This window comes from Pseudomaricurvus alcaniphilus, from assembly GCF_011440395.1.
Lineage (GTDB): Bacteria > Pseudomonadota > Gammaproteobacteria > Pseudomonadales > Cellvibrionaceae > Pseudomaricurvus > Pseudomaricurvus alcaniphilus.
In genome coordinates this window covers 227,378-241,786 of sequence record NZ_JAAOIX010000004.1, presented here as the reverse complement: position 1 = coordinate 241,786, position 14,409 = coordinate 227,378, and the positions used below count along the sequence as shown (strand labels likewise).

12 protein-coding genes are annotated in these 14,409 nt (G+C 58.7%); 11 read left to right on the top strand and 1 reads right to left on the bottom strand.

The window, feature by feature from the left end; all coding sequences use genetic code 11:
- Positions 1-316: 316 nt before the first annotated feature.
- From G8764_RS11065 to G8764_RS11030, 8 genes are all read left to right on the top strand, one after another.
- The gene (locus G8764_RS11065) at positions 317-1,504 is read left to right on the top strand and encodes an acetyltransferase domain-containing protein (RefSeq protein ID WP_166164693.1); all 1,188 of its coding nucleotides are present in this window, start codon (positions 317-319) and stop codon (positions 1,502-1,504) included.
- 46 nt (positions 1,505-1,550) lie between these two features.
- Entirely contained in the window at positions 1,551-2,471 is a 921-nt protein-coding gene (locus G8764_RS11060; protein WP_166164692.1) for a GNAT family N-acetyltransferase, read from the top strand.
- A gap of 57 nt (positions 2,472-2,528) precedes the next feature.
- Entirely contained in the window at positions 2,529-4,436 is a 1,908-nt protein-coding gene (locus G8764_RS11055; RefSeq protein ID WP_166164778.1) for a copper resistance system multicopper oxidase, read from the top strand.
- Positions 4,433-5,323, top strand: coding sequence for a copper resistance protein B (locus tag G8764_RS11050; RefSeq protein ID WP_243748733.1), 891 nt, complete (start codon positions 4,433-4,435; stop codon positions 5,321-5,323). Before G8764_RS11055 ends, G8764_RS11050 begins: the two co-directional genes overlap by 4 nt.
- 29 nt (positions 5,324-5,352) lie before the next feature.
- Complete coding sequence (locus G8764_RS11045) at positions 5,353-5,652, top strand: hypothetical protein (protein WP_166164691.1); 300 nt, start codon at positions 5,353-5,355, stop codon at positions 5,650-5,652.
- Between the two features lie 33 nt (positions 5,653-5,685).
- On the top strand, positions 5,686-6,228 hold the full coding sequence (locus G8764_RS11040; protein ID WP_166164690.1) for a c-type cytochrome: 543 nt from the start codon (positions 5,686-5,688) through the stop codon (positions 6,226-6,228).
- Positions 6,229-6,403: 175 nt separating this feature from the next.
- Positions 6,404-9,745, top strand: coding sequence for a YfiR/HmsC family protein (locus G8764_RS11035; protein WP_166164689.1), 3,342 nt, complete (start codon positions 6,404-6,406; stop codon positions 9,743-9,745).
- A gap of 102 nt (positions 9,746-9,847) precedes the next feature.
- Positions 9,848-11,497, top strand: a complete 1,650-nt coding sequence (locus G8764_RS11030; RefSeq protein WP_166164688.1) for a Glu/Leu/Phe/Val dehydrogenase dimerization domain-containing protein — start codon at positions 9,848-9,850, stop codon at positions 11,495-11,497.
- Between the two features lie 38 nt (positions 11,498-11,535).
- Here G8764_RS11030 and G8764_RS11025 read toward each other — a convergent pair whose 3' ends face one another.
- A complete protein-coding gene (locus G8764_RS11025) occupies positions 11,536-12,162 on the bottom strand; it encodes a TetR/AcrR family transcriptional regulator (RefSeq protein ID WP_166164687.1) in 627 nt (208 codons plus the stop codon).
- Between the two features lie 322 nt (positions 12,163-12,484).
- Between G8764_RS11025 and G8764_RS11020 the strand changes: the two genes are divergently transcribed.
- The 3 genes from G8764_RS11020 to G8764_RS11010 are packed head-to-tail and all read left to right on the top strand — an operon-like array spanning position 12,485 to position 14,319.
- Entirely contained in the window at positions 12,485-13,312 is an 828-nt protein-coding gene (locus G8764_RS11020) for a hypothetical protein (RefSeq protein WP_166164686.1), read from the top strand.
- 16 nt (positions 13,313-13,328) lie between these two features.
- The gene (locus G8764_RS11015; RefSeq protein WP_166164685.1) at positions 13,329-14,030 is read left to right on the top strand and encodes a cytochrome c oxidase subunit 3; all 702 of its coding nucleotides are present in this window, start codon (positions 13,329-13,331) and stop codon (positions 14,028-14,030) included.
- A 4-nt stretch (positions 14,031-14,034) separates the two neighbouring features.
- Positions 14,035-14,319, top strand: a complete 285-nt coding sequence (locus G8764_RS11010) for a cytochrome C oxidase subunit IV family protein (RefSeq protein WP_166164684.1) — start codon at positions 14,035-14,037, stop codon at positions 14,317-14,319.
- Positions 14,320-14,409: the final 90 nt, after the last annotated feature.

The following is a 14,409-nucleotide window of genomic DNA, read 5'->3' as shown; positions in this document are numbered from 1 at the left end:
AATTTATAGAGCCTTCTTCAATAAGGGGGCTAGTGGCTGCCATGGCGCATGCTATTACCCGGCCCGTGGCATTACGTGGCATTAATAGAACAGCCAGAAGTGCTGCCAGCAGTTTTTACCGGCGCCTATAAACAGTTTTGGCAGCAGCCCTCCGCAGGCCCCCGGGCAGCCAGCCTGGCGACAGATATTGGTGGTGGGGCGGCGGACAAAGCCACAAAGCCACCGCGCGACGGCGGGCAAACGGCAGATTATTCGTTGTTGCCGGTTGTAAACTGGTTGCCGTCCTTACATCGAAGCAAATACCGAGGAAAGCCCAATGAGTCTCTCAGGTACTACAACGGCGGCAGCCAGCGCGATTCCGGTCACGCCAGCTATTAGCAAAACCCGCATCGCCACCATCGACGTGTTGCGCGGCCTGGTCATGGTGATCATGTTGATGGATCACGTGCGGGAACGGTTTTACTACTTCAAGCAGGTCACTGACCCCATGGACGTGAATACCACGGAACCGGACCTGTTCTTTACCCGTTTGGCGGCGCACCTGTGCGCGCCGGTGTTTGTGTTTCTCACCGGTATGTCCGCCTGGCTCTATTCACATCCTGCCAGCGGCAATTATCGTTCGCCCACCGGCTTTCTGTTCAAGCGCGGCCTGTTCCTGGTATTTATCGAGGTTACGGTCATCAACTTTTCCTGGGCCGGTACCTACGAGACGCTCTGGTTGCAGGTGATCTGGGCCATTGGCCTGAGCATGATCGCCCTGTCCTTGATGGTGAAACTGCAGTACTGGGTGGTTGGCTTGATCGGGTTTGCGATTGTCTTTGGACACAACCTGTTGACCCCCATCAGCTTCGCCCCGGGTGAATTCGGCTACACCCTGTGGGCCATCCTGCACGACCGCGGGGTGTTGTTGGAAGAGCCGTTGCGGATCAAGGCGAGCTATCCGATCCTGCCCTGGATCGGTGTGATTGCGCTGGGCTATTTCGCCGGCCCGCTCTACGCCCGTACCACCGAAGCCCTGACCCGCCGCAAGCTGCTGGTGGCTCTGGGTGTGGCCTGCTGGGCGCTGCTGTTGGTGCTGCGCGGCTTCAATATCTACGGTGAAACCCTGCCCTGGACCAGTGGTGCAACGGCGGTGCAGACCCTGATGTCTTTCCTGAACTACACCAAGTACCCGCCCTCGCTGGACTTCCTGCTGATGACCCTGGGCACCGCGTTTTTCCTGATGGCGTGGTTTGAAACTCTGCGCAACAAGTTTATGGACGCACTGGAGGTCTTCGGTTCGGCACCCATGTTTTTCTATATCGTGCACCTGTACGTGCTGTTGATCGGCTACCGCATCCTGCTGGCGGTCTTCGGCACCAACCAGGGTGAGATGTTCGGCGTGGATCATGTCTGGGGCATCTGGCTGATTACCATTGGCCTGGCCATCGCCCTGTACCTGCCTACCCGCGCCTTTGCCCGCTACAAGCACCAGAGCAAGAAGTGGTGGTTGCGCTACCTGTAGACAATTTAGTAGACAATGACGTACCCAGACAATGGTTGAGCCGACAATGACCGAACAGTTTAGCCTGCGTCCCATGCAGGAGCAGGACCTGGCCGGCGCACTGCGCCTGACCCAGGCAGAGAAGTGGCCGCACCGGGCGGAAGACTGGGCGCTGCACTTGCAACAGGGCCGGGGCTGGGTCGCCTGCGACCAGGGCGGGCAGGTTATTGGTACCACCCTGTTGTGGGAGTTTGGCGCAGCGTCCAACTCCGGTATTGGTACAGTCGGCCTGATTGTGGTGAGCCGCCACTGGCAGGGCCGTGGCGTGGGTCGGCAACTGCTGGAGCTGGCAATGGAGTCAGCGTCGGTGGCGACACTGCGGCTGATGGCTACCGAGGCCGGTATCAAGTTGTACGGTCGTTGTGGATTTGTACCCACCGGCACGGTGCAGCAGCGCCAGGCGATCCCCGGCCAGGTGCCGCTGCTGGCGGTGCCGGCAGGGCTGCGCTTGCGCCGCGCGCAAGCGGCTGATTTGGCCAGCCTGGTGGCCCTGGATGCTGCCGCCTTCGGCTGCGAGCGTGCGCGCTTACTGCAATCCATCTGCCAGATTGGGCGTACTATGGTCCTTGAGGCCGATACCGGGGTACTGGAGGACGACACTGGCATCAAGGCATTTGCCAGTATTCGCCGTGGCGGCCGCGGGCTGCAATTTGGCCCGGTGGTGGCGGCGAACCAGCAGCAGGCTTGTGTACTGATTTCCGCCCTGCTGCAGGATACTGCGGAGTTTATCCGCCTCGATGTGCCCCGGGAGGCGCTGCAGTTGGGCGCCTGGCTGGATGAGATCGGTTTGCCAGTGGTCGACCAGGTCACCGCTATGCAGCGGGGCCCGGTTGTCGAGGGTGAAAGTACCAATCAACAGGGCAACCAGCAGGGCGGCCAAGAGGGCAACCCCCGGACCTATGCGTTGGTGTCCCAGGCTTTCGGTTAAACGCCCGGACTTTAAGAATTTATACGTGTTCGCAACTATTGGAATTAATTGAACAATATGACAACCACCCCCTTCGGTTTTTCCCGCCGCCAGTTCGTGCTGGGGCTCGCTGCCGGCGGCGCCATGTCCGTTGCCGCCCCCCACACCCTGGCCACCGGGGCGAGCCAGCCTGGCCTGGTGCAGGATTCAGCCGCGGTGCTGACCGGCACTGAATTTGACCTGGTGGTGGCGCCGGCGCTGGCCAATTATACCGGGGTCAGTCGCCCCGCGGTCGCCATCAACGGCTCCATCCCGGCGCCCACCCTGGTGTGGCGGGAAGGCGATACGGTGACCATTCGGGTCACCAATCGCCTTCCGGTAGACACCTCCATTCACTGGCACGGCATTATTCTGCCGTTTACCATGGATGGCGTGCCCAATATCAGCTTCGCCGGAATTGCGCCCGGGCAGACCTTTACCTACCGCTTCAAGGTGGAACAGACGGGTACCTACTGGTATCACTCCCACAGCGGTTTCCAGGAAATGTCCGGCATGTACGGCAGTATCGTCGTGGTGCCGGCGGCCGGGGAGCGCATCCGGGCGGATCGTGACTATGTGGTGCAGTTGTCCGACTGGACCGACGAAGAGCCCATGGCGGTGTTCGCCAAGCTCAAACACCAGGGCGATTACTACAACTTCAACCAGCCTACGGCGCCGGATTTTATGCGCGACGTGGCCAATTACGGGTTCAGCCAGGCGGTGGCCAAGCGCCGCATGTGGAACCAGATGCGCATGAGCCCCACCGACCTGGCCGACATTTCCGCCGAGACCTTCACCTATCTGCTTAATGGCCGCACCCCGGCGGGCAACTGGACCGGTTTGTTTGACCGCGGTGAGCGGGTGCGCCTGCGTTTTATCAATGGTTCCAGCAACACCTTTTACGATGTGCGTATTCCGAACCTGCCGCTGACTGTGGTGCAGGCGGATGGCCAGGACGTGGAACCGGTGACGGTGGATGAATTCCGCTTTGGCCCTGGGGAAACCTATGACGTGGTGGTGCAACCCCGCGACGATGCTTACACCCTCTTTGCCCAGTCCATGGACCGCACCGGCTATGCCCGCGGCACCCTGGCCTTGCACGAGGGCCTGTCGGCGCCGGTGCCGGCCATGGATGCGCCACAGCCCCTGAGTATGACGGATATGATGGGAGCCATGGACCACGGTGGCGGTGGCATGGACCACAGCCAGCACGGCGGTATGGCCATGGACCACAGTAAGCACAGCGGTATGACGATGGATCACAGCCAACACGGTGCCAAGGCGATGGATCACAGCCAGCACGGCGGTATGGCCATGGACCACAGTAAGCACGGCGGCATGGCCATGGACCACAGTAAGCACGGTGGCAAGGCGATGGATCACAGCCAGCACCGGGCGCAAGCTGCCGGCATAAAAGTACCCTCCACCACCGTCAACCACGCCCGCACCGAATACGGGCCGAGCGTGGATATGCGGGTCGATACCCCGCGCACCAATCTCGACGACCCCGGTATCGGCCTGCGCAATAATGGCCGGCGGGTACTGACCCTGGCCGACCTGCGCACCATCGGTGGCCCCATGGACCAGCGCCTGCCGGAGCGGGAGGTGGAATTGCACCTCACCGGCAATATGGAGCGCTACAGCTGGTCGTTCGATGGCCTCGAGTTTGGCGACTCCACCCCGGTGCATTTCCGTCACGGCGAGCGCCTGCGGGTAATCCTGCAGAACGACACCATGATGACTCACCCCATGCACCTGCACGGGATGTGGAGCGAACTGGAAAATGAGCGCGGCGAATTTCTTGCGCGCCTGCACACCATCCCGGTGCAGCCGGCGCAGCGCATCAGCTTCCAGGTCACCGCCGATGCCCTCGGCCGCTGGGCCTGGCACTGTCACCTGTTGTTTCATATGGATGCGGGCATGTTCCGCCAGGTGGTGGTGTCATGAGCAGACTGACTGTTAAACAAGGGTTGCGCCAGCGCGGGGCGCTGGCCGCGGGGCTGATGCTGTTCGCTCTCAGCCTGGGCAACCACAGCACTGTCCGCGCTGCAGGTGAAGCCATGGAGCACGATATGTCCGCCATGTCCATGCAGGGTGGCAGCCCGCCCGCCAATGCCCGGGATCCCCACGCCTACGCCGGCGGGACCACCCTGGACAGCGGCCCCTACCTGTTGCCCGGTGTCTCGCGGCTGCACCTGGCCGACGAGCACGTCTTCGGCGTGGTGGCGGTCGACCGGCTGGAGGCGGTGGAATCCGACCAGGGTGACCACGGCGTGTATGAGCTGCAGAGCTGGTACGGCACCACCTATGAGCGCCTGGTGTTGAAGGCGGAAGGCGAGGTGGCGGCCGAGCGGGTAGAGGAATCCGAGACCGAGCTGCTGTACAGCCGGGCCGTGACCGCGTTCTGGAACCTGCAGGCGGGTATGCGTCACGACAGCAGCGAGGGGCCGGATCGCAACTGGTTGGCGCTGGGCTTTGCCGGGCTGGCGCCCTACTGGCTGGAAATCGATGGCGGCCTGTACCTGGGGGCCCACGGTCGCTCCATGTTGCAGGTGGAAGCGGAATACGAGCTGCTATTGACCCAGCGCTGGGTACTGCAGCCGCTGGTCGAGTTTACCGCTTACGGTCGCGAGGACAGTGAGGTTGGGGTCGGCAGTGGCCTCGCCAGGGTGCGGGCGGGGCTGCGCCTGCGCTACGAATTCAGTCGTCAATTTGCGCCCTATATCGGGCTTGAATGGCAGGGAGAATTTGGCGCTACCGCCGACTTTAGCCGCGCCGAAGGCGGCGATACCCGCTCTACCTCGGCCGTGGCCGGGGTGCGTTTCTGGTTTTAATTTTAATCTGATAGCAAGAGGTTTACCGCGTGAGAATCAAGCAGATTGTTAAACACAGTTTTATTGCTGTAGTCGCGGCGGCGTTCTCCGTCGTCACCCAGGCACACGACCCGTCCCTGCACATGAAAAATGCCGAGGCGCCAAACTGCAAGGCCATGGAGGGAATGGATCACAGCAAAATGGATATGAGTGACCCGATTATCAGGGCGCTGATGAAAAAATGCATGGCCCAGGTGCACGCCGAGGACGGCGCGGCAGAGTCTGCTGGCAGCAGCGAAAAGTCCGGGCAAGCGCAACATGAAGCGGATCACGGCCAACACAAACACTAATCGATAAGCCGCAGCGGTGCAGAGGAGGAAGTCATGGGGTGGGTAAAATGTGTGGTTTCCGGCCTGTTACTGGTGGTCGTCGCGGGGTTGCTGGTGGCCTGGTCCGGGGTAATATCTGTGGCCGCAGACCAACCCCATGATCCCCTGACTTACAAGTTGCTGGAATTTGCCCGGGAGCGCTCCATTGCCCGGGCGGCAGCGGACATAGAGGTGCCGGATCTCAGTGATCCGGACCTGCTGTTGGCCGGCGGCCCGGACTACAACGATATGTGCGCGAGCTGCCACCTCAAACCCGGTCAGCGGGAGAGCGACTTGAGCCTCGGCCTCTACCCGGCACCGCCCAACCTTAGCCTGGCGAGCGCCGGACAGGGCGATGGCGATGAGGTGCAGGCGGCGCGGCGCCAGTTCTGGGTGATCAAGCACGGCATCAAGGCTAGCGGCATGCCGGCCTGGGGTTTGACCCACGACGACCAGCGTATCTGGGCCATGGTGGCATTTATGAAAAAAATGCCGCAATTATCGCCAGCTCACTACCAGATTTTGACCGCCAGGGGTGACGACGAAGGGCATCATTGATGCCCTTCGGGGGGCGGTTTTGGATTCTTTTGGGGGCGCCGCGGGACAATGGTTTACGCGCCGTTGCTGTGCTAGTATGAAATGACCTAACGCAGCTTGGAATGCCGCAGAACATTGCAGGTAGCGGTCCGGCCGCTATACCCGTGAGGTTCATTACTTTGCCGCAGCAACCCATATGCGCATATTGAAGTCGTTGAGTCGCCACCGCCATTTGTTGCCCGGCATCTGCCTGGTGCTGGCGTTGTTTGTTGTCATTTCAGTATCCTCTCGCGCTGCCGCCGAGGCAGTGACCGTCGAAGACGGTAAAGTTACTCTCCTTAACGCGATCATTGAACACACCGACTGGCCCGACCAGGATCGTATCGACCGTTATATTATCGGTTTGTACGGTCGTGATACCCAGCTGCTGCGGGCAATCAAGCGGGCGGAGCCGCGCATGCGAGCGCACGGCAAGCCGGTGGTTGGCAAGTACTACAGTTCGCTGTTCGAGGCGCGCTCTGCCCACGTGCTGGTGCTGGCCAATTCGAAAAATTCCGAACTGGTCAGGGTCAACCAGATATTGCAAAAGAGCAACACCCTGATTGTCACCGACGGCAGTGATGACCAGCGCAATATCATGATCAACTTCACCCATCCAACCGACAACATCCTCTCCTTTGAAGTCAACCGCAGCAATATCGTTTTCGAGGGCTTGCAGCTGTCGAAGGAAATACTGCTGTTTGGTGGCACCGAGCTGGATGCCGCCACCATCTACAAGGAGACCGAGGCCGAGTTGGCCAAGGCCCGGGACCTGGCCAACCAGCAACAACAGGAGCTGGAGGCACAACAAAAATTACTGGCCCAGCAGATGGAGAAAATTCGCCAGCAAAGCGTGCAAGTGGCCAAAAAAGAACAACAGCTGGCCGAGTTGGAGCAGCATTTCAATCGAGTGCAGGCGAGCCTGGAGCAAAGCGAGATGCGTTTGCTGGATAACGAAATCGCCCTGCGCCAGAACGAAGCGGCGCTGCAGCAAAAGGAAGCGGTGCTGTCCGAAAAAGAGGCCTCGATTGCAGGCTACTCCCGCAAAATCGAGGAAAACCAGGCGCGGCTGGCGAAGCAGCAGGCTGAATTGCAGGAGCAGGAGCGCCTGATTGCAGAAAAAAATACGGTATTGACGAAACAGGTCAGTACTATTGAATACCAGAAATTGATCCTTATTGCTGGCAGTGTCGCACTGCTGGTGGTGCTGGTACTGATCGGGATTATATTTCGCAGCTATCGCAGCAAACACAAAATCAATCTGCAGCTGAAAGACAAGACCAGTGAACTGGAAGCGGCCAATGAAAAGCTGCGCATGATGACCGACGCCAAGAGCCAGTTTCTCTCCACCATGAGTCACGAAATACGCACGCCGATGAACGGCGTGATCGGTATGGCCGAGTTGCTGGAGGGAACCAAGCTCACCAACCAGCAGGCTGAATACGTGGCGCTGATTCTCAATTCCGCTGATACCCTGCTCGACCTTATCAACGACATCCTCGATTTCTCCAAGATCGAGGCCGGCAAGCTCGATCTCGAAGTCATTCCGTTTAATTTGCCCGATGTGCTGGGGGATACCCTGCAGACCCTGGCCTTGCGGGCCAATGAAAAAGGCCTGGAGCTGGCTTTTCATATTCCACCGGATGTGCCCGAGCGGGTCTGCGGCGATCCGGTGCGGCTGCGCCAGGTGGTGGTCAACCTGGTAGGCAACGCCATCAAGTTCACCGAGCGCGGCGAAATTGTGGTGGACCTGCACCTCGAGTCACTGAGCACCGATGCCGCCCGGATTGCCTTCGACGTGCGCGATACCGGGGTCGGCATATCCGCGGAGCAGCGGGAGAAAATATTCGAGGCCTTTGGCCAGGCGGACAGCTCCACCACGCGCCAGTACGGTGGTACCGGGCTGGGGTTGGCCATCGCCTCCCAGCTCGCCACCATGATGGGCGGGCAGATGACCCTGACCAGTGAGCCGGGTCGAGGCAGTACCTTCTCTTTCAGCGCTGACTTCGCGCTGCCCGCAACGGAAGGGACGGAGCCGGTCAAGGCCACCGACTTGCAAGGGCAGCGGGTGCTTATCGTCGATGACAACAGCACCAACCGCATGATCCTGGAAGAGATTGTGGAAAACTGGGGCATGCAGGCCTGCGTGGTGGACAGTGGTGCCCGGGCGCTGGCGGAACTGGACCACGCCGCCAGCAAGGCGCAGAGTTTTGCCCTGGCCCTGCTCGACCTGATGATGCCGGGCATGGACGGGGTCGAGTTGGTGCGCAAGATTCGGCAGCAGCCGGTGCACCGCGATATGCGTATCCTGATTCTGTCTTCGGCGGGGAGTTCCGGTGCCGGCTTCAGCACCGAGCTGGATATATCCCGGACCCTGCTGAAACCGGTCAAACACTCTGACTTGCTGGTGGCAGTGACCGATGCCCTCGGGGTGGCCACAGCGGAGCCCAAGAGCGCCCCTGTTTCCCGCGAGCGTCCCGAGGATGTGCCCGCCAGCCGGGTGCTGCTGGTGGAAGACGGTGTGATCAACCAGAAAGTGGCTACCGACCTGTTGACCAAGCGCGGCCACAGTGTCGAATTGGCGCAAAATGGCCAGGAGGCGCTGGATGCCCTGGAGCGCGAATCGTTCGATGTGGTGCTGATGGATGTGCAGATGCCGGTCATGGATGGCATCACCGCTACTTGCAAGATCCGCGAGCGGGAAAGTCGCAGCGGTGGCCATGTCCCCATTGTCGCCATGACCGCCAGTGCGACCACGGCAGATCGGGAGCGCTGTTTTGCGGCCGGCATGGACGACTACGTCACCAAGCCGTTTCGCACCGCAGAGCTGTTTCGCGCGGTGGAGGAAAACGCCTCAGGGCAGGCTGCATCGCCGTCCACAGCGGCCGCCAGGCCCGGCGCCGAACCGGGCCCTGAACCGCAAGCCACAACCGCAGCGCAGCCGGAACCAATAGCCGAGCCCGAACGAGAGGCGGAAGCTGGTGCGGAGCCAGAATTGAAAGCGGACGTAAAAGTGGAACCAGAAGCAGAAGCAAAACCGGAACCAAAACCGGAACCCAAAGAAGAAGCAAAAGTGGAGCCTGAAATGGAGCCAAAACCAAAACAGGCGGCGTCCGGGGGACCGGAGAAGACGGCGGGTGCGCCGCGCCTGGATTGGGCCGCTGCGCTGGCCAACCTGGAGGGAGATGAGGCGCTGCTGATCGAGCTGGCACAACTGTTTCTCGAGCAGTGCCCCAAGCTGATGGCGTCGATCGAGTCGGCATTGGCCGCGCAGGATGGCGCTGAACTGCGGCGCGCGGCCCATACCTTGAAGGGTTCGGCCAATGTGGTCGGTGGCCGGGCCACGGCCGCGGCGGCGCTGGCGCTGGAGAACCTGGCGCGCGAGGGCCAGTTCGAGGCGGCCGCACCCGCCCGCGAGGCGCTGGTGGCCCAGCTGGCCTTGCTGGAGCCGCTGCTGCGCAAGGTAGTGAAAGGGGCTTCTGCACAAGAGGGTGGCTAGTAGCAGATAAGCAGTTAGCCCCTGGAAGGCACTACCCAGGTTCGTAGCGCCGGGTAATGATTATTAGCGTGTAAACCCATCCACTCTGCAAGGAGAGGGGTCATGCAAGATCAAGCCATACACCTGCTGTTAATCGAAGATAACCCGCTCCACTCCCGCTTGATCCAGCGCCTGCTGGAGGGTGAACAGCAACTGCGCTGCGAGGTCGAGGTGGTGGACCGCCTCGCCGCCGGGCTGGAGCGGTTGGGGCGCGGCGGCATCGATCTGGTCCTGCTCGATCTGGTGCTGCCGGACAGCCAGGAACTGGATACGCTGTTCCAGGTACACGAGGCGGTACCGGAGGTGCCGGTGGTTATTCTCACCAGTCTCGACGATGTTACCCTGGCGGCGCGGGCAGTGGAGGCGGGCGCCTACGATTACCTGGTCAAGACCCACCTCAACAGCGTCTCCCTCGGCCGCGCCATCCGCTATACCCTGGCGCGGGTGCGGGCCCGCTCCGGGGAGTGGGAGGCGCCCATGTTCCGGCTGGCCCAGCAGCAGTTTCTCAAGGCCGCCCAGATCATGGCGCTGGACGACAATATCCGCCAGCGGCTGTTGTTCCCGCAGCGCACCCAGGTGGTGTCCTTCCCGTTTTTTCGCGATGACCGAGCCCAGGTCGAGACCGTGTTTGGCTATCGGGTACAGCATGTGTTGTCCATGGGGCCCACCAAGGGGGGGATCCGCTACCACGAGGAGGTGGACCTGGGCGAAGTGGCGGCGCTGGCCATGTGGATGACCTGGAAGTGCGCGCTGATGCAATTGCCATTTGGGGGTGCCAAGGGTGGGGTGCGGGTCGATCCTACTACCCTCAGCGATCGCGAACTGCAGCGCTTGACCCGCCGTTTTACGGTGGAAATCATCGATATGATCGGCCCCGATAAAGACATCCCGGCCCCGGATATGGGTACCAACGAGCGGGTGATGGCCTGGATGATGGACACCTACAGTCAGCAGGTGGGTTACACCGTACCGACCGTGGTGACCGGCAAACCGGTGGTGTTGGGCGGTTCACTGGGGCGCAAGGAGGCCACCGGCCGCGGCCTGGTCTACCTGGTACAGGCGGCGGCCGAGCATATCGGCCTGGACCTCAGCAAATCCACCGCGGTAGTGCAGGGCTTTGGTAATGTCGGCAGTTACAGCGCCCGTTTCCTGGCCGAGACCGGTGCCAAAATCATCGGCATCAGCGATGTCTCCACCGGGCTCTACAATCCCAACGGCCTGGCGCTGGATGCGCTGCTTGAGTATGTGGCCGAACACCGGGTGCTGAAAGGCTACCCGGACGCCGATGAGGTGACCAATGCCGAACTGTTGGAGCTGGACTGTGATGTGCTGGCGCTGGCGGCACTGCAGAACCAGGTGACGGTGGAAAATGCCGACCGGCTCAAATGCAAGCTGCTGGCCGAAGGCGCCAATGGTCCCACCACCCTGGAGGCGGACGATATTCTCGATGAGCGCGGGGTGTTCGTGTTGCCGGACGTGATCGGCAATGCCGGCGGGGTTACGGTGTCCTATTTCGAGTGGGTGCAGGGCACGCAAAACCTGACCTGGACCCTGGAGGAGATCAACGCGCGTTTGAAGTCCATTTTGCTGGATGCGTTTCAGCGCACCTTGCGCCGGGCGCAAGCTGAGCAGCTGGATATGCGCACCGCGGCCCTGATCGAGGGAGTGTCGCGGGTCACGGAAGCGAAGTTACTGCGCGGGTTGTTCCCATAGGCACCTAAAGCCGAAATTGGCGGTCGTTGCCATGGCGTTCAACTGCAATTGGATTCATTGATCTCGCTGACCTTGATAAAACTAATAATATTATCAATCAATAAATCGCGCTTTTTTTGCCGCGATAGCTTGGTGTATGTATACCCTTTTAGTATCCGGGTAATCGGACGCATGGCCAGCACTCCGATCATCATGGAGAAGATCATTACTGGTTGCATGCCTTCACCGCTGCCTTCGATAAATTCGTTGAGCAACACTTTAAGTTCATCGAAGACCCCTTGCAGGGATATATCTACTAAAAACTGATGGTTCTGTTCCCAGTCCTCGACCAGATTGCGTTGCAATAATTTAAAGTAGGCCGGGTTGGATTCCAAACTATCCACCATATTGCCTATAAACGCGCGCAACCGTTTCTCGGGTTGGTCATTGGCGAGCATCGCTTGCAGCAGGCTCTGTGCGTGGGGTGCGTACATGGCCGATTCAACCGCTTTGTACAGCTCCTCCTTATTGCCAAAGTGGTGATAAATAGCGGGCAGGGTGACTTTCGCTGCCTGTGCAATTTGGCGCATCTTTACTCCTTCAAAGCCGTGCTTGGCAAACAATTGAACCGATACGTCGAGAATAGTATCGCGAGAACTTCCCGTTCTCGAGCTAACTTTAGTCATGTGTTGCTCCGTTAAAGCCTGGGCAGTCAGTGGGCTCGTTAGCCCTGCCTGCCACAGCCTGGCTGATTTTGGGAATCTTTACAGTGCATTCATTTTTGCGTCGACCAGCTGTGCTAGCACTCGGCCGCGGCAATCAATCTGGTCCGCTACCGCTTCGTGCCCTGGGGCTGCACTGAGGTGGAAATATTCCCCGTGCCTGTTGACTTCCATAACGTACGTTATATATTATCACTACTTGAGTATAACGATCGTTAAGGGTGGTTGTCGAGTAGGTGGTGCCAATTACCTGATTTAACTGTGATTAATCGGAGGGGTTAAAAGAATGTCATTTACTGAAAAAATGATGGAAATGAGCTACGGCAACTGGCTGCCAGTGCCGGCGGATTATTTTGCCAATGAGGTGGTTGCCTGGGTATTTACTATTTGGGCCGGTGGTTTTGGTATAGCAGTGATACCCTGGGCGCTATATCGCTGGCTCAAACGCGATGACGCAATCGTATTGCTGATGTGTATCGGCGGCTTGATTTGCTCGCTGCTGGAGCCGATGCTGGATTCACTCGGTCACCTCTGGTATCCGACCAATTTGCCGGGGCCTGCCTTTGTTGGGTTTGAGCTGAATATACCGGCGCTGATTCCTCCCTGTTATGTATTCTTTATTGCCATGACCGGCTACTGGGCTTACCTGAAGATGAAAGAAGGGTTGAGCGTGAAAGGTGTGTTTGTAGTTTGGTTCCTGATCTCCATGACCGACGTTATTATGGAGATGCCGGGCACTTACACCGGCGCCTATACTTACTATGGTGATCCCTCCTTCAAGGTGCTGGGTTTTCCGGTCGTCTGGGGCTGGCTGAACGGCACTTCCATGCTGGCGGTAGGCTTTTTGCTGTACCTGGTTGAGCCCTACCTGAAAGGCGCTAATCGCCTGTGGATAATCATGGTGCCGACCACAGCTATGGGTGCAGCTTATGGAATGGTCGCCTGGCCTTACTTTATGTCACTCAACTGGGACATGCCGTGGATAGCCACTCGCCTGCTCGCTATTTTGTCGCTGCTGTTAAGTATTATGGTAGTTCGCTTTATTGCAGCAGTGGTAGCCGCAAAATCAGAGTCACCGGTAGACGTCCTGGTTGGTCAGCCGAAGCTGGCTTGATCGGTTGCGGCTCCAAATGCCCCGTTCTGTTATGGCGGGGCTGCCGCCTCGGTTGAATTTGCTTTGCCAGTATCAAGTGGATCTGAATCGGATTAAGCCTGTAATGATGATAAATGACACGACGCTGCCCATGAAGCTCAACGCCAATGCCAGGGATGAGGCTGAAGACTTGCCCGCTAACGAGACTATCTGGGTATTTGTACTCGGCGATATGAGCGTGTTTTCCATGTTCTTTTGCATGTACATTTACTTTCGCAATAGCAACCTGGAGTTGTATCAGCAGTCACAGGCGTTACTAAACCTGCACTACGGTTCTATCAACACTCTGCTGCTGTTGGCCAGTTCCTGGCTAATAGTGATCGCCGTGGCTGCACTGCGCAAGGGTGAGATCAGGTTGTGTCGCCTGCTGACAGGGGGGGCATTTCTGTGTGGTGCGGCATTCTCGATACTGAAAGTATTCGAATACCATGAAAAAATTAACGCTGGAATCAGTTTTGAAAGCAATGATTTTTTCATGTTTTATTACTTGCTAACCGGCATACATTTTATGCACTTGGTGACGGGGCTGGGAGTGCTTGGCTACCTCTATTTTACTTTTCGTCCCACCGAGTCAGCCACCGCAGAACAAGTGAACAACTTTGAACTGAGCGCGATCTACTGGCATATGGTTGATCTGCTTTGGATACTGATATTTCCCTTACTTTACCTGATGCCGTAACGCCATGTACAAATTAATAAAGTCTCGAGAAACGATGGTCTGGTTATTGCTAATGGTGATCACTGGTGCTTCCTGGATGCTGGGCGCCAACCATAGCATCCTGTTTACAGAGCCGGCCAAAGAGGCCGCGGTCTTGCTGCTGCTTGCCTTCTTTAAAGTACGGCTGGTGATTCGTTATTTTATGGAGGTGAGGCACGCTTCGATATTAATAAAACTGGCTTCCGAAGCCTGGCTGATTGTGTCTTGCGTGGCCATTGTTGCTTTATCATTTGGGGTTAGCTCAAGCTAGGAAGCTGTAGAAATTCCCTGTGCAAGTGTTTTGTGCAATTTTACACGACCTGCAGGTGCAGGAATATTGGTTATGACCAATGGGAAAGTA